Raw genomic sequence first — 14,864 nt, 5'->3', positions numbered from 1 at the left:
GCCCAATCGCAAACTTGCACCGCCGTCTGGAACTGTGCAGCTGAAGACGACGAGGGAGAACAAGCCCGGGACGGTCCGTTACCTGCACCGGGAACGTGCGGAGAAACGTGCTCAGCCGTGTGTTCGAACCGCCTGGGCATGGCTACCCTGGTCGTCTCAGCCCGGCTGGTCCACAACCCGGGTCAGCGCACGGTTAGCCGCCCGGGCGGCCTCCAGGTCTTCCAGGGCTTCGTCGAGCTTCAACTTCCCGTCGGCATGGTCCTGTTCGAGGTGGACAATCCGCTGCTGGAGCTTTCGACGCTCTCGGGGGCGCCAAGCCCGGCCTCGGCGAACACCTGCTCGCCCATCAGCTGCGGCAGTCGGCCCCGATTCTGCGGGTCGCTCTGCGGGAGGCGGGGGCGGACGCGGCGCTGTGGATTCCGGTGGGGAAGTCGGAGTCGTAAGGAAAAGGCCAGAGCTAGGCGGTCGACACCTGGACCGGGCGGCACAGGGAGGACCACGAGGGCAGTTCCCGCGCGATGCGCTCATGGTCCGCACCCGAATAGTCGGGCGGGACATCGCCGATCCCGTCCACTTCCAGGACGTAGAAATCAGCCCGCGAGCCCATGACGTCAAGCCGTGCGGCAGGGAAGAAATCGAACCTCGCGCGAAATACGTCGGCAGCTGGATCGGGCAGGCCGGACACCACGGTCAGCGCCGCGAACGGAACCGGCACCACCGAGGAACTCCACGCGAAGGAACGCAGCCCCCGCACGACGAGCAGCGCGGCGTTCCCGGCGTCGAACTGCAACGAGGTACGCAGCTCGAAGAGGAGCGCGGCCGTCGAGGTCAGCTGGCACACACGCGAGTCGAGCAACTGAGCTTCCTGCAGCGCATCGACCTCCCGCAGGGGATCGGGCTCGGCAGCCTGGACAGAAGCGGAAAAGTCATGCCTCGACGCGACGAGGCTGTTCACTGAGATCATGGAATTCTGATGTGGTTGTAAGGGTCGGCTTTGCCGACCGTCTGGCCGGTCAGTGGATTTACTGACTGCCCTGCTTTGTTCATGTAGACGACGTATCCATTGGGGTATTGGTATTTTCCCGTTGTCACCGGATCCATGACACGAACCTGTGTGACACGAGGATCCAATCCTGTGGTACCGGCCGGAATATCGTAAGCCCAGCCTTTTCCTGTCTGGACCGGTGTTCCGGTTGCTCCCTTGGGCAGCGGCAGAGTCTCCCCGGCGGGGCCCGGCACCGAGGAGACGCCGCAGGGGGTCAGCCCGAGAGGGTCCGACAGTGACAGTGGTGATGCCACATACGTGTGGTGGTTGGGCGCGGGATCGAGGCCCAGAGGGTCGGGGCTGAGATACCGGGCGCTCTCGGGATCGTAGTAGCGGAGGTGGTTGTGGTTCAGACCGGTTTCCGCGTCGGCGTACTGCCCGGGGAAGCGGAGCGGGCAGTCCACGGTCGCCCGCCCGTCTGCCGAGGCGGGGAAATCGGTTCCCCACAGCGTGGTGCGGTGTTGCCACATCACCTCGCCGTCGGCGGTCACCAGTTCGGTGGGCGTCCCTACGGCATCGGTGACGGTCGTGCAGAAGCGGATGCCGCGATCCTGAACCGTGTCCTCGGCGAGTTGGGCGAGGAAAGACCTCTCCGGGGTGCGTGCGTGGTACCAGTGATCGGTCTGGGTGAGCGGGCGGTGAGTTCCAGGAGCATAGGTCCATGTGACAGCCCGCCCGTCCGCCCCGGCCTGTTCCGTCAGCCGGGTGCCGTCCCAGGTGAACTCCGTTGTCACAGCGGTGTGGCCGTCGGTGGCGGCGCGGTGTTTGGCGATGCGTCGGCCGAGCGGGTCGTAGGTGTAGTGCCAGTGCTCTCCGCCCGGGGTGATCACCGAGGTGAGGCGGTCCTCCGCGTTCCAGGAGTAGGTCCAGGTGCGGGTCTGGCCATTGAGCAGTCTGCGAGACTTGCGGACCAGCCTGCCTTGGGAGTCGTGGTCGTACGCGGTACGAGCCGTGGCCCGCAGGAGGGTGCCGGTGAAGGAGCGCCCGTCGGGTTCCGGGTGGCCCGGCGCGGTGGCGTGTGTGAGGTTGCCCGCGGTGTCGTACGCGTAGGTCTCGGACCAGCCGAGGGCGCGGACCGCTGTGGTCCGGCCGGCCACGTCGAGGTCGAAGCGACGGGTGCCGGAGGCGAGTTCACGGATTTCACGGACGTATCCGTCAGGGCGGTAGGCATAAGTGCGGTACTGGAGCAGCGTTTCCGCGCGTTGGGGTGTCGAGGGGGAGGTCAGGATCTGGGTGGTGAGGCGATCGGCCGTGTCCCAGGTCTGGGTGAGGATCACGCCGTCGTCGACACGGCGCCGGATCTCGCGTCCTGCGGCATCGTAGGAAAAAGCCAGCGAGCCGTGTTGCGAATGGAGTGCGACGAGGCGTCCCGCCGGGTCGTACGTCCAGTCCGTGACCAGGCCGCTGGGCGTGACACTGCGGGTGCGCTGGCCCAGAGCGTCGTACTCGTACGCCATGGTGCGGCTGTTGACGCTGTCCGACAGCAGACGGCCCAACGCGTCGTACTCCAGCACGACTTCGGTACTCGCGTCGGCCACGCGACTCAGTCGGCCGTCGGGACCGTAGGCGTACGCGGTGATGCCGTCCGTCCCGGTGCGCTGTTCGGCGACTCGGCCCAGGGTGTCCCTGGTGTAGCGGAGGGACTCGTCCGCTCCGTTGGTGCGGGCGGTGAGCTGACCCGCCGCATCGTGCGTGTAGGTGAGGCGACGACCGTTGAAATCGGTCTCCGCGGTGAGCCGGCCTGCCGCGTCGTAGGAGTAGCTCCAGCGGTTTCCCTGGGAGTCGGTGACAGCCGTGAGGCGTAGTTCGGTGTCGTAGGTGAAGGCGTGGTGGGCGCCGTCGGGATCGGTGCGCGAGGCGGGGACGTCGAACAGGCCAGGCGTGTGCCGGGTGGTGTTCCCCAGGGGGTCGGTATGGGTGAGGAGGTTGCCTTCGCCGTCCCAGGTCCACGACTCCCGGGCACCGTCGGGGAGTTCACGCCAGGAAGGTTTGCCCTCGACCGTCCAACTCGTCCGTGTCGTGGCCCCGAGCGGATCGGTGACCTCGGTAATGCGCCCGAAGGCGTCCCGACGGAGCGTGGTGGTGTGTCCGAGTTCGTCGGTGACCGACAGGGGGAGCCCGGCGGAGTTCCACGTCGTGGCCCGGATGTGCCCCAGCGCGTTCGTACTCCGCGTCAGGTGGCCCGCGTCGTCGTACGCGTACCGTGTCTCGGCGCCCAACGGGTCGACCGTCGTCAACAGGTTGCCGCGCTGGTCGTAGCTGTGCCGCCATACCGTGCCGCCTGGTTCGACGACTTCCGTCGGCAGGGCGAGCGTGTTGTAGGAGGCACGGGCCGACGTACCGTCGGGGAGGGTTACGCCGGTGAGGTTGCCGGCGCCGTCGTACGCGTACCGCGTCGTATGTCCCAGCGGGTCCGTCACCGCGAGCGGCGCGGCTCCGTACTCGTCCCATTCGGTGCGGGTGGTGTGGCCGAGGGGATCGGTCTCCTCGATGACCAGGCCGTCGGTGTTGTAGCGGTGAGTGGAGGCGTGGCCCTGGGAGTCCGTGTACGTGGTGGTGCGGGCGGTGTCGTCGTAGACGAGGGTGCCGGAGAGGATGCCGTCGATGCCGTCGGTACGGGTGACGCGGCCCTGTGCGTCGTAGGTGTACGAGAACCAGGTGCCGTTGCGGTCGGTCCAGCGGGTCACCCGGCCTTCGGAGTCGTAGGCGAAGCGCAGGGGCGTGCCGCTGGAGTCGATGACCTCGGTGAGGTTGCCGGAGGCGTCATAGGCGTAGCGCATCACGACGGTGCCCTCGTCGGCCGAGGTGCCCGGGTGATAGCGGGACGGGGGTTCGGAGAGAAGGCGCAGAGCGGTGATGCGAGGACCCTGGGTGTCCACGGCGACGTAGTAGCCGCCCGAGTGGCACAGTCCGTACGGGATGCCGTCCGCGTCGCGTTCGATGTCGACGCGGTTTCCGTTGCGGTCGGACCAGGACTCCAGGGGGAGATGGAAGACACCGAAGGACTGCGAGGGGACAGGGGCGCCGAAGGTGCGGGTGATGCCGGTGGCGGGATCGGTCACCGTCATGGGGCTGTCGGGTTTGCCGTCCCACTCCAGGGGCAGGCGGGCACCCTTCAACGGCAGGGTGGGGACGCCCGGTTCGGGCACCGGGTAGACCAGACGCATGCCGTCCGAGGCGGCGAGGACGACGCCGTCGCCGTCGATCTGAAGGTATTCGTCGAGAGGGGAGATCCAGGTCGGGCCGTAGTGGACGCCCCCTCGGTAGGAGGAGAGGTGGGTGCGGGTGAAGGCCAGCGGGAGAGCACCGGGGAGGGTCAGGTCCGTGGCGGTCATCAGCATGGCGCCGGTTGCCACGTCGATGGGTTCGCCCACACAGGGGGTGCGGTCCGCCGTACGGGCTGCCGTGCCCAGTTCGACCAGGTCGGGACGGATCGACGGAGGGCGCAGGAACAGCGGAGCGGTGTCGCTCAGGGCGCCTTCCGCGCCCGCTCTGAGGACGCCGGTGCCGGCTCCGAGGACGCCGCCGAAGAGCACGCCGTCCTTGGCCGCCTGGTTGACCTCGTCGAGGCTCAGACCGTGCTGGAGGCCGGTGGCCATCTTCAAGGGCTGGGCGACCGCGAGATCGACGGTGACCGACTCGATGCCCGCGAAGGAGGCGGCGACCAGGGTGCCGCCGACGATCTCGGCGACGGTGGCGGAGACCGCGACGCCCATCGTGACACCGAACTCGACCAACGCCTCGGCCGCTGCCGCCGCTGCGCCGGAGGCCAGGCCCGCGGTGAAGAAGGCTAGGGCCACGCCGCCCGCGATCACGGCCGCGTCGATGCCGATCTGCGTCCACAGCTTGTTGATCGCGTCGTCGACGGCATCGGCGAACTTGTCGAGTGCTGTGGCCATCTGTCGTGCGGAGGCGGCGAGATCGCTCAGCCAACCACCGTCCTGGTTCTTGGCGTAGCGGTCCCAGAACTTGGTGAACGTCGCGATGGATTCACCGGTGTTGTGGTGGATGATCCCGGAGGCGGAACGGTGGACCGGGGCACGGACGTCGTCGACCGCATCGGCGAAGGCACGCCAAGCCGTCGCGGCGGCACGCAGTTTTCCGGAGTCGGCCTCCGGCCACCACATGCCGAGCTTCAGGAGGATCTTGCGGGCTTCGTCCTCAACGCTCACCTGCGCTGTCCCCCTGCCGGCCTGTCTTCACTTCCGTGAACATGCCTCCGACGAGCAGGTCGTTGTCGACGTGGCCGTCCGAGAGGTCGACCATCGCCTCGTGGATGCTTGTCAGGCCGAGGATCAGGATGCCCGCCGCGCTCTCCAGCTTCTTGCGCTGGGGAGTGTAGGCATTGCCGAACGTGTTGCCCTGATCGTCGTGCCCCCAGGGCTCGCCCAGGCTGTCGAGGGTCTGCACGAGGGTGGTGAGGGCCTTGCTCAGATCCACCGCGCCCTGGTGGAAGGCGGGTGCTGCCGCTTTGATGTCGGCGGTCTTGATGTCGAGGACCTCGGTGGGGTCCTTGCCGTCGGCCATCTCGTGCTCCCCCGTTCGCATCTGCGTCTCCGACGCGGCTTCGACCATAGGGGGATGAGGTCAAAGGAGCGCCATGCGCCAGTCAGGGGTAGGTAATGGTCATGCAGCAGGGGGACCCCCGACGGCGGCCCTCTCCACCGGCGTTCGGGATTCCGTTCCAGGACATCCTCCCGTTGGCGTGAGCGCAGCACCTCGGTCGGTCGGTTTTCTCAGGTTCGGGGATGTGCGCCGACCACGTGAGCGTGGCCGGCAAGGCCGTCCGCCGGGTGGCGTTCGAAAGGACAGAGCCGAAGCGGGGCCCCGCTGGCACGATCGCCCTGGCCGTTGCCAACGCGGCCCTGTTCGCCCCCACCGCGGGCAACACCTGGATCCGCAGCTCCACGACCGGCTGCTGCATCACCGCGGCCCCCAACAGCGCGGTCTCCGGCCAGACCTGCCGCTCCGGCGACCTCTCCCAGCTGTGGGCCCGGGTCGGCTCGCAGATCGAGCGGGCGTACGCGAACCAGTGCCTCGACAGCAACGCGGTGGTTCTCGGGCGGCGAATGACCGCCCCCTCACCCAGCCGCGATCCGCCGCCGCAGCAGACAGAACTCGTTCCCCTCGGGATCGACCAGCGGATACCAGCTCTCCTCCCCGGTCTGCCCGATCTCCGCATGCCGCGCCCCGAGCGCCAACAGCCGCTCCAGCTCGGCCTCTTGATCCCGGTCCGTAGGGCTCACGTCGATATGGAGACGGAGCTTCACGGGCCGGGCATCACCGGTCGGACTGAGCACGACCGTCGGCTGCGGCCCCCCGAACCCCGCCCCCGGCGGCCCGATCTCGATACTCCCGTCCTCCTCCCGCCCCACCTCGACGTACCCGAGAACGTCCCCCCAGAACACGGCGAGCCCCTCGGGGTCGACACAGTCGATGACGAGTTCGCTGATCCGGCATGCCATGACGGCAGTCTACGAACCCCGCCGCACCTCCCTTGGCGCCCCGACCGCCCCCCGTGTGAGTGATGACTCCCGGTGTCCACAACCGCTTTCCTGGAACCCGGAATTCCTCCCACTCACGGAGCGAGTCACCGCATGTCCCCCACCCCCGCCTCGGTGATCCGAGGTGTCGGCGCCTGCCTGCCCGAACTCACCGTGACGAACGGTGACTTGGTCGACGGCGGGCTGAACACGTCGGACGACTGGATCAGGACCCGTACGGGTATCGCGGCGAGACGCAGGGTCACCCCCGGTACGAGTACGGGTGACCTGGCGACGGCAGCCGCGAAGGAAGCGCTTGCCGGTCTCCCCCGACCACAACTCCTCGTCCTCGCGACCACCACCCCGGACCACCCCTGCCCGGCCACCGCCCCGGAGGTGGCGAGCAGGCTCGGCCTGGGCCCCATCCCCGCCTTCGACCTCGCGGCGGTCTGCTCCGGCTTCGTGTACGCCCTGGCCACCGCCGACGCCTGGATCCGCGCCGGCGCGGCCACATCCGCGCTGGTCATCGGCGCGGAGACGTACTCCACGATCATCGACCCCGCCGACCGCAACACGGCGATCCTGTTCGGCGACGGCGCCGGCGCGGTCGTCCTGAGCCTCGGCACCCGCGACGAACCCGGCGCGATCCTCGCCACCGACCTCGGCAGCGACGGCACCGGCGCGGACCACGTGATGATCGAGGCGGGCGGCTCCCGCTGGCCCGACCCGGCGCGACTGGACGGCACGGCCGCGCACACGCTGCGGATGAAGGGGCGCGAGGTGTACGGCCAGGCCGTACGCCGCATGACGGCCTCGGCGCACCGGACGCTGGCCCAACTCGACTGGCCCGCAAGCTCGGTCGGCGCGTTCATCGGCCACCAGGCCAACCAGCGCATCCTCGACGCCGTAGCCGACCGCCTCGGCATCGGCGCCGAGCACCGCCACGGCAACATCCACGACGTCGGCAACACGGCCGCCGCCTCCATCCCCCTGGTCCTCGCGGACGTCGTGGCACGCCGCGCCGTACCACCCGGCACCCGCACTCTCCTCACCGCGTTCGGCGGCGGCCTGACCTGGGGCTCCGCCGCGCTGACCTGGCCCGATCCGAAGAAGGAGCCTGCCATGACGACCACCGAATCCGCCGTGTACGACCACCTCGTGCACCTCCTGACGACGAAGTTCGACGTCAACTCCCCCACTCCCGAAGCCACGTTCACCGATCTCGACCTCGACTCCCTCGCGGTCGTGGAGCTGTTCGTCACCCTCTCCGACCACTGGTCGATCGTCCTGCCGGACACGGAGGCGGACCCCGGGCTGACGGTCGCGGCGACGGCCGCGCTGGTGGAGAAGGCGCGCAATGAACGGAGTTGAGGTCGCGGTCACCGGGATCGGGCTGGTGACGCCGGGGGGCACTGGTCGTGAGGCCACGTGGCGTACGGTCCTTGAGGGGCGGGCGACGGCGGTTCGCGTCCCCCAGCTCAAGGGCCTCAACGCCGAGTTCGCGTGCACGATCTCCGACCCGCCTCCGCTGAAGCAGAGTTGGCAGTACGACCGCCACACCCGGTTCGCTCTCGCCGCCGCCGACGAGGCGCTTGCCGATGCGGGGCTGGCTCCCGGGGGCTGGGACGGGGACCGGGTCGCCGTGGTCGTCGGGACCGCGTTCGGCGGGACGGAGTCCCAACTCGGCCAGCATGAAAGGCTGTTGTCCGGCGCCCAGGTGTCTCCGTACCTGGTGCCGATGTTCCTGCCCAACATGGCCGCGGCACAGGTCGCCCTGCGGATCGGGGCGCGCGGGCCGGTCTCCGGGGTCTCCACGGCCTGCGCTTCGGGGGCCACGGCGATCGGTACGGCGATGGGGCTGCTGCGGGACGGTGTCTGCGACGTCGCCCTCGCCGGGGGCACGGACGCGGCCGTCCACCCCCTGTGGATCGCCGGGTTCGACAGCATGGGGGCGTTGTCGCGGCGCGGGGAGTCACGGCCCTTCGACGCCGCGCGGGACGGGTTCGTGATGGGGGAGGGGGCCGGGATTCTCGTGCTGGAGCGGGCGGTTGACGCTCGGGAGCGGGGGCGGCGGGGGTACGCGGTCCTCGCCGGGTACGGCGCGAGTGGCGACGCGCATCATGCCGTGGCGCCGGACCCGACGGGGAGAGGTGCTGAGCGGGCGGTGCGCGGGGCGTTGGCGTCGGCCGGAGTGGGCGCCTCCGACGTCGGCCACATCAACTCCCATGGCACGTCAACCCCGTTGAACGACAGGGCGGAGGCTTCGGTGATCGCCCGCTGCTTTCCGCACGGGCCCTCGGTGACCTCCGCGAAGGGGGCGCTGGGGCATCTGCTGGGCGCTGCGGGGGCGGTGGAGGCGGCGCTTACGGCGCTGACCCTGACGTACGGCCAAGTCCCTCCGATCGCCGGGCTGTCGACGCCCGACGCGGCCGACCTCGACCTCGTGACCGCCGCCCGCAGCGCTTCACCGGCGGTCGCCGTCAGCCACTCCTTCGGTTTCGGGGGGCACAACACGGCTCTGGTTCTGCGCAGTTGGGAGCACTGATGTCCAAGACTCACGTCATCACCGGCTCAACCGGCTTGATCGGCGCGGCACTTCTGCTGCGGCTGGCCGAGCACACGGACGACGAGTTCGTGTGCCTGGTCCGGGCACCGGGGTCGCGTCTGCACGACACGCTGAGACGCGCGGCGTCGGCGTACGGGGTCGGATCCGGCGTCCTGGCAGGGGCGTTGAGACGTACCCGGGTGGTGGAGGGCGACCTCACGACGCCGTTCCCGCTGGGGCGGGCCCGCGTCGAGGTCTGGCACTGCGCCGCCGTCCTCCACTTCCGCTACTCCACCTGGCGCACGACCTTCCGCACCAACGTCCAAGGCACGCGCCGCATGCTGGAGTTGGCGCGTGCCGTGGACGCCGAGGGGTTCAACTACCTGAGTACGGCGTACGTCGCGGGCACGGCGACCGGCGCGGTCGGGGAGGTCCCGGCGGCGCCCTCGGCGGCGCGGACGCCGTACGAGTTGAGCAAGATCGCCGCTGAGCGGATGCTGTTGGAGGTGCGGGACGTTCCCGTACGGGTGCTGCGGCCGTCGGTGGTCGTGGGGCACAGCGGGACGTTGGCGTATCCCGGGACGCCGAGCGGGGCGTACAAGATCCAGCAACTCCTCTCGGCGTACTACCGGGCGGTGCCGCCCACGGTTCGCCCCTGCGTCCGGGCGCTCCCCGACGAGCCCTTCGACATCGTCCCCGTCGACCATGTGGCGGCCGAGGCCCACGAGTTGAGCGACCTGGGCGTGACCGGCATCCACCACCTCACGAACCCCACACCTCCCTCGACGAGCGCGCTCCTCACGGCGCTGTTCGCCAACTGCCAGGCTCCGCCGCCCACTTACACATCCGTGGACCCCCTCCTGGACCTGACCCTAGGCGTCTACGTCCCCTTCCTCAACAACCCCCAGCACTTCACCCGCACCCGCCCCGGCACCCCTTGGACCCCGGACCACGAAACCCTCCGGGCGATGTTCCGCCCGTTCGCGGTCCGGCCCACTTCTATCCCCGCGTGAACCCGCTGCTCCGCTCCACCTTGGCGATATGCAGCGAGTAACTCTCGTACCACTGCTCCCGCCCCCGCTTCTGCGCGGCGCGGTGCTCCTCGTCGTTCCGCCACTCGGTGAGGGCCTCGGCATCCCGGAAGTACCCGACGGTGATCCCGAGCCCGCCCGGGGTCTGCGCGTGCTCCATCCCCAGATAACCGGGGATGCCCTTCACCAACTCCTCCATCCGGGCGCTGGTTTCGGCGTAGCCGTCCTGATCCTGAGCCCGGACGGTGGTGAACACGGAGACGTAGTAAGGGGGTTCGAAGGCGGGGACAGGGGCTTCGGGGTGATCGCTCATGGCGTCACGGTAGGGCACGCGCGTGATCGGCGTCACCGATCCGACCGGCGCCACCGCGCACCGCTCCTACGACGCCGACGGCAACATCACCAGCGCGACCAACGCTCTCGGCAAGGCCACCGCCTACGCCTACGACGCCGCCCACCGCCTGACGAAAACCACCGACCCGCTCAGCCGCAGCGTCTCCCAGGCCTACGACGTGGACGGCAACCCGACCATCACGACCAACGCTCGCGGCCAGACAATCACCACCGCCTACAACGGCAGAGGCCTGCCGACCGGGACGACCTACAGTGACGGCACCACCGCCACTGCCTACAACTCCGACGACGAGATCACGGCCCAGACCGCGCACTCGGCCACCGTCAGACACACGTACGACGCCGCCGGAAACCTGCTCACCACCGCACTCCCCACGACCAACGGATATACAGAGTCGCGCACCTACGACCGGGCCGGACGGCTCGCCACCATCGGATCGGCCAACTCCACTGCCACTCTGGCAAGTTGGACCACCGCCCGGGATGCGAACGGCCGGCTCACCACCGTGTCGCCCGTACGGAGCGGCACGACCGCGCCGCCGACCAGTTACGGCTACGACGCCAACGGCCGGCTGCTGTCCGAGTGCACCGCCCCTTCAGGCTCCACCAGCTGCCCCACCGGCTCGTCGAAGAACACCTACACCTACGACAAGGTCGGCAACCGCCTCACCAAGACGGCCAGCACCTCGGCCACCACCACCAGCACGTCCTACGCCTACGACGCGGCCGACGAACTGACCTCCAGCACCACCGGCTCCACCACCACGCCCTACAAATACAACGCCGACGGCGCCCAGACCACCGCAGGCGCGAACACCTTCGCCTACAACGCCGCCGGACAGCTCACCACCGCCACCGTCGGCTCCCACACCTACGCCTACACCTACGACGCCACCGGCAACCGCACCACGACCCGCACCGACGGCACTCTCTCCCGCACCACCCACTGGGATGTCAACAACCCGCTGCCCCAGGTCTCAGACGAGGCAAATGGCTCCGGCACGCTGATCGCCGACTACCGCTACGACCCGCTCGGCGAACCCGAGCTGCTCCACACAAGCGCTGGGAACTTCTACGACCACCACGGCCTGTCCGGCTCCGTCACCGACCTGACGAGCGCGGCCGGGGTCGACCAGTACACCTACGCGTACGACGCCTACGGCACCACCAAGACGACCGCACTGACCACCAGCGCGCCCGCCAACCCCTTCGCCTACACCGGCCAGTACCAGGACCCCGCGGGCACAGCACTCGGCTATCAACTCCGGGCCCGCACCTACGACCCGAGCACCGGCCGATTCACCAGCACCGACCCCGCCGGAAGCTCCCTGGCTGAACCGGCCATCTCGGCGTATGCGTACGCCGACGACGACCCGACCACGCTCACCGACCCCTCCGGTGCCTGCCCCTCATGCGTGAGTGCGGCGGTCGGCGGCATCGTCGGAGGCGTCTTCGGCGGCATCAGCTATACCCTCGGCCACCAGAACGACTTCAGCTGGAGCGGCCTCGGCAGGGCCGCCGGAAAGAGCGCGCTCTACGGCATCGGAGCCGGCCTCCTCATGCCCGCCTCGGGCGCCGCTGCTGTGGAATTCCTGGGCCTCGAAGCGGGCACCACCGCGGCCACCGTGACCTCCGCCACGGTAAACGCTGGCGTCGGCGCAGCGTACGCCTGGGCGTTCGACACAGCCATGTGCGAGCCGGTCACCCCCGGCGACCTGCTGTTCGGCGCACTCGGCGGCGGCCTGTCAGGCATCTTCTCCGGTGGTTCACCCTCCGCGCTGTCGGCGGTGGAGAACGCGGGGAAGCAGCCGCGTCTCTTCCCCAACCAATTCGACGACGCGGAGTACCTTGCCCGAGAACTGGCCGATGCCGAGGCGGCGGGAGTGGCACCCGTCGATGCGGGAACGAAGGCGTTCGACGAGGCAGTGACAAGCGGTGGAAAATACCTGTGGGCCGTCGGGGCCAACGGAAAACTGCGCATCCTCTACGAAGCGTCCGGCAAGATCAAGCACTCGGTGATGTTCCGAGGGAAGCCGGTGCAGGGGGCCGGAGACGTGATCTTCGAGAATGGAAAGGTCAAAATGATAAGCGACCAGAGTGGTCACTACTATCCCTTGCTGGATCTCGACGTCCCTGACTCTTTCCTTCAGTCAGGCGTCGACGCTTTCCGCCGGGCGGGCGTACCGGTTCCTGGCGGAGCCATCCAGCCCTACGCACAGTGACCACTTCATGAACAGTCTGATCACCGACTACCGGATGCTCATCCGGCTCGACCCCTCCGAACTCTCGGCTGCCCTGTGGCGGTTGTCGCCGCCGCTGCCTCCGGGGCGCCGAGCTCGCTGGGTTCTCGTCATGCTGGACATCGCCATCACGGACTCCTACCCGGTCAACGAGGAACCGGACGTCGATACCACGATGCGGGTCTGGTTCGCGTCACGGCTGCTCGACTTCATCGACCGCCAGTTGGAGATCCCCCGCTGGGATCTCATCGCCCACGAGTACGTGAATTTCGCGCGCAAGGCGATGGAGGACGGCGCACAGGAGATTCCCCCGAACCTGCAAGCGGACTACATAGTCGGGCGAGCACTTGAGCTTTTCTCACTCACCCGCACACGGGCGTTGCAGATCGCCGCAGAGGAACGCGAACGCTACCTGGAGGCGCTGACCGCCGGCCTGGAGGAGGAAGAGTTCGACCGCGCGGTCCGTGTCGAGGGAGGCGACGACCTCAACGCGATAAGCAACCTGCTGTTCAAAGTGCGCTGGTTCCAGGGAAAGGTCATCGATACGGACCTCTCCGCTGAGCTGGACGCCTGGCTCGGCATCTATCCCGATCTCGGACTCGGCGACGATATCGCCGAGTTGCTGGGCGCCCGCCTCCGAAAGACCCGCGAGAACCCCTGACGTCCTGAGACCGGGAGTTGGACGAACAGCCCGACGGCACGTACGAGATCGGCACCATCGAGTGGGTCAACTACCGTACGACCGCAGCCGTCCCGCTCTTCCCGCCGATCGGCCCCGCGCTGGCTGCTCTGTCGGACCCTGTCACGGACGAGAACTACACCTGGATCGTGTGAGAGCCCGCCAAGGAGGACCAGGACAGATGAGACTCGGCACCATGGCCGACCTGACGGCCGACATCACCCCCGAGCAGCGCGAGCGCATCGAGGCCATCAAGGCGGAGATGGCCGACGCCGAGCGGAAGCATGAGGTGGCCGCACGCGAAGGGGCGCGGGGCTGATCAGTTGGCCGTGCTGTGGAGGAACGCGGTCCAGGTGACGGGATCGATGGTGAGGTACGGCGCTTCGGGGGTCTTGGAGTCGCGGATGTGGATCGCGGCGGTGTGGGCGGCAACCTCGACGCAGTTGGCGCCCTCGTCGGTGCTGTAGCTCGACTTGACCCAGTCGCAGGCGACTTCCACGCAGTTCACGCCCTCGCCACTGCTGTAGCTGGACTTGGCCCACCGAAGTGCCGTGCTGCTCATCGCCCTTGCTCTCCCAGAATCTGGTCCAGCTCTGCCCTCGTCTCATCGGGGTTGAGGGCCTGTGAACGCAGCATCCCATACTTCTGAGTGAGCAGAGCGATGTCCTCCGAGTTCGAGATCAGTTGGTTGCCGCGCTGTCCTTCCGTGTAGGCGAGCCGGTCGTTATCCGGGGTCTCCAGCAGGACGAACGAGCCGCCGAACCCCGCGTGACTCGCTCGGTCCATCGGCAGGATCTGAATCATGATGTTGGGTAGATCGCAGCATTCCCGGAGGTGCTGCAACTGCTCCCGCCAAACGTCCGGCCCTCCGACACGTGCCCTCACCGCAGCCTCCCAGATCACGAAGCACGAGATCGGCGGCTCCTTGCGGAGCAGGATCGCTCGACGCTCGGCGCGTTCTGCCACCAGCTCCGCGATCTTCTCCTCGCTGTAAACCGGTACGCGGCTGCGGAACATCGTCTCCGCGTAGCGATCGGTCTGAAGCAGGCCAGGGATCACCTGAACCTCGTACGAGGAGATGAAGAGTGCCCTCATCTCCTCCTTGAGGAACTCCTCCGCCCACAACGCGATCAGATCCACCTCAGGCAGATGCTGCACCAACCGGGCCAACACCCCGCCCGTATTGAGGAACCCATCGAGTTGTTCCGCCGTATCCAACGGAAGCGGCCGTCTCCCTTGCTCGTACGACGTCAGGCTGCCCAAACTGATACCGAACGCCTGCGCTAGTTTTTCCTGCGTGTACCCGGCCTTGTGCCGCAGCGCGGCCAGCGCGGAACCGACCATCTTGTGTGCCGTGGCATTACGCCGGGGCTTCTTCGCTCCCATGCCGCCCAACTCCCCATCCGCACGCCATTTCTCACTGGCGCGCGCTGGTACAAACGCGATGTACCAGCCAGGCCACTGCCACATGATGACCACCACTCGCA

The 14,864-nt window shown here is 68.4% G+C and carries 14 protein-coding genes; 7 read left to right on the top strand and 7 right to left on the bottom strand.

Going from position 1 to position 14,864, the window contains the following annotated elements; genetic code table 11:
• Positions 1-457: 457 nt before the first annotated feature.
• The 4 genes from ACQCO7_RS21610 to ACQCO7_RS21595 form a co-directional block, all read right to left on the bottom strand.
• Positions 458-955, bottom strand: coding sequence for a hypothetical protein (locus ACQCO7_RS21610; RefSeq protein WP_464073388.1), 498 nt, complete (start codon positions 953-955; stop codon positions 458-460).
• 5 nt (positions 956-960) lie between these two features.
• Positions 961-5,217, bottom strand: a complete 4,257-nt coding sequence (locus ACQCO7_RS21605) for a DUF6531 domain-containing protein (RefSeq protein ID WP_464073387.1) — start codon at positions 5,215-5,217, stop codon at positions 961-963.
• Positions 5,207-5,593, bottom strand: coding sequence for a hypothetical protein (locus ACQCO7_RS21600; RefSeq protein WP_464073386.1), 387 nt, complete (start codon positions 5,591-5,593; stop codon positions 5,207-5,209). Before ACQCO7_RS21600 ends, ACQCO7_RS21605 begins: the two co-directional genes overlap by 11 nt.
• Before the next feature lie 533 nt (positions 5,594-6,126).
• Positions 6,127-6,510, bottom strand: a complete 384-nt coding sequence (locus ACQCO7_RS21595) for a VOC family protein (protein WP_464073385.1) — start codon at positions 6,508-6,510, stop codon at positions 6,127-6,129.
• Positions 6,511-6,642: 132 nt separating this feature from the next.
• Here ACQCO7_RS21595 and ACQCO7_RS21590 point away from each other — a divergent pair, with 132 nt between their 5' ends.
• The 3 genes from ACQCO7_RS21590 to ACQCO7_RS21580 are packed head-to-tail and all read left to right on the top strand — an operon-like array spanning position 6,643 to position 10,086.
• Positions 6,643-7,899: a beta-ketoacyl-ACP synthase 3 gene (locus tag ACQCO7_RS21590; protein WP_464073384.1), complete on the top strand. Its 1,257-nt coding sequence runs from the start codon at positions 6,643-6,645 to the stop codon at positions 7,897-7,899.
• Positions 7,886-9,073, top strand: a complete 1,188-nt coding sequence (locus ACQCO7_RS21585; RefSeq protein WP_464073383.1) for a beta-ketoacyl-[acyl-carrier-protein] synthase family protein — start codon at positions 7,886-7,888, stop codon at positions 9,071-9,073. The genes ACQCO7_RS21590 and ACQCO7_RS21585 overlap by 14 nt, the downstream gene beginning before the upstream one ends.
• The gene (locus tag ACQCO7_RS21580; protein ID WP_464073382.1) at positions 9,073-10,086 is read left to right on the top strand and encodes an SDR family oxidoreductase; all 1,014 of its coding nucleotides are present in this window, start codon (positions 9,073-9,075) and stop codon (positions 10,084-10,086) included. Before ACQCO7_RS21585 ends, ACQCO7_RS21580 begins: the two co-directional genes overlap by 1 nt.
• Here the strand turns inward: ACQCO7_RS21580 and ACQCO7_RS21575 are convergent.
• Complete coding sequence (locus ACQCO7_RS21575) at positions 10,073-10,417, bottom strand: antibiotic biosynthesis monooxygenase family protein (RefSeq protein ID WP_464073381.1); 345 nt, start codon at positions 10,415-10,417, stop codon at positions 10,073-10,075. The two genes, ACQCO7_RS21580 and ACQCO7_RS21575, sit on opposite strands and share 14 nt — an antisense overlap.
• Before the next feature lie 22 nt (positions 10,418-10,439).
• Between ACQCO7_RS21575 and ACQCO7_RS21570 the strand changes: the two genes are divergently transcribed.
• Genes ACQCO7_RS21570 through ACQCO7_RS21555 form a run of 4 tightly spaced genes read left to right on the top strand, consistent with a single transcriptional unit; the run spans position 10,440 to position 13,696 of the window.
• Positions 10,440-12,680, top strand: a complete 2,241-nt coding sequence (locus ACQCO7_RS21570) for an RHS repeat-associated core domain-containing protein (protein ID WP_464073380.1) — start codon at positions 10,440-10,442, stop codon at positions 12,678-12,680.
• 7 nt (positions 12,681-12,687) lie between these two features.
• Entirely contained in the window at positions 12,688-13,359 is a 672-nt protein-coding gene (locus ACQCO7_RS21565) for a hypothetical protein (protein WP_464073379.1), read from the top strand.
• A 17-nt stretch (positions 13,360-13,376) separates the two neighbouring features.
• A complete protein-coding gene (locus tag ACQCO7_RS21560) occupies positions 13,377-13,532 on the top strand; it encodes a hypothetical protein (protein WP_464073378.1) in 156 nt (51 codons plus the stop codon).
• A 26-nt stretch (positions 13,533-13,558) separates the two neighbouring features.
• Complete coding sequence (locus ACQCO7_RS21555; protein ID WP_464073377.1) at positions 13,559-13,696, top strand: hypothetical protein; 138 nt, start codon at positions 13,559-13,561, stop codon at positions 13,694-13,696.
• On the opposite strand, the gene ACQCO7_RS21550 is transcribed toward ACQCO7_RS21555, so the two are convergent.
• Together ACQCO7_RS21550 and ACQCO7_RS21545 are read right to left on the bottom strand one after the other, a co-directional pair.
• Entirely contained in the window at positions 13,697-13,939 is a 243-nt protein-coding gene (locus ACQCO7_RS21550; protein ID WP_464073376.1) for a DUF397 domain-containing protein, read from the bottom strand.
• Positions 13,936-14,763, bottom strand: coding sequence for a helix-turn-helix domain-containing protein (locus tag ACQCO7_RS21545; RefSeq protein WP_464073375.1), 828 nt, complete (start codon positions 14,761-14,763; stop codon positions 13,936-13,938). The genes ACQCO7_RS21550 and ACQCO7_RS21545 overlap by 4 nt, the downstream gene beginning before the upstream one ends.
• Between the last annotated feature and the right edge of the window lie 101 nt (positions 14,764-14,864).

The sequence above is a fragment of the Streptomyces saintjeani genome, assembly GCF_055409605.1.
The sequence above is the reverse complement of the archived record's forward strand: the minus strand, read 5'-3'. Positions and strand labels throughout refer to the sequence as shown.

What these genes read in the sequence shown, in the direction of transcription:
- ACQCO7_RS21600 (WP_464073386.1), bottom strand. Translation starts at nt 5,593, where the DNA reads ATGCGAACGGGGGAGCACGAGATGGCCGACGGCAAGGACCCCACCGAG.
- ACQCO7_RS21595 (WP_464073385.1), bottom strand. Translation starts at nt 6,510, where the DNA reads ATGGCATGCCGGATCAGCGAACTCGTCATCGACTGTGTCGACCCCGAG.
- ACQCO7_RS21590 (WP_464073384.1), top strand. Translation starts at nt 6,643, where the DNA reads ATGTCCCCCACCCCCGCCTCGGTGATCCGAGGTGTCGGCGCCTGCCTG.
- ACQCO7_RS21585 (WP_464073383.1), top strand. Translation starts at nt 7,886, where the DNA reads ATGAACGGAGTTGAGGTCGCGGTCACCGGGATCGGGCTGGTGACGCCG.
- ACQCO7_RS21580 (WP_464073382.1), top strand. Translation starts at nt 9,073, where the DNA reads ATGTCCAAGACTCACGTCATCACCGGCTCAACCGGCTTGATCGGCGCG.
- ACQCO7_RS21575 (WP_464073381.1), bottom strand. Translation starts at nt 10,417, where the DNA reads ATGAGCGATCACCCCGAAGCCCCTGTCCCCGCCTTCGAACCCCCTTAC.
- ACQCO7_RS21565 (WP_464073379.1), top strand. Translation starts at nt 12,688, where the DNA reads ATGAACAGTCTGATCACCGACTACCGGATGCTCATCCGGCTCGACCCC.
- ACQCO7_RS21555 (WP_464073377.1), top strand. Translation starts at nt 13,559, where the DNA reads ATGAGACTCGGCACCATGGCCGACCTGACGGCCGACATCACCCCCGAG.
- ACQCO7_RS21550 (WP_464073376.1), bottom strand. Translation starts at nt 13,939, where the DNA reads ATGAGCAGCACGGCACTTCGGTGGGCCAAGTCCAGCTACAGCAGTGGC.
- ACQCO7_RS21545 (WP_464073375.1), bottom strand. Translation starts at nt 14,763, where the DNA reads ATGGGAGCGAAGAAGCCCCGGCGTAATGCCACGGCACACAAGATGGTC.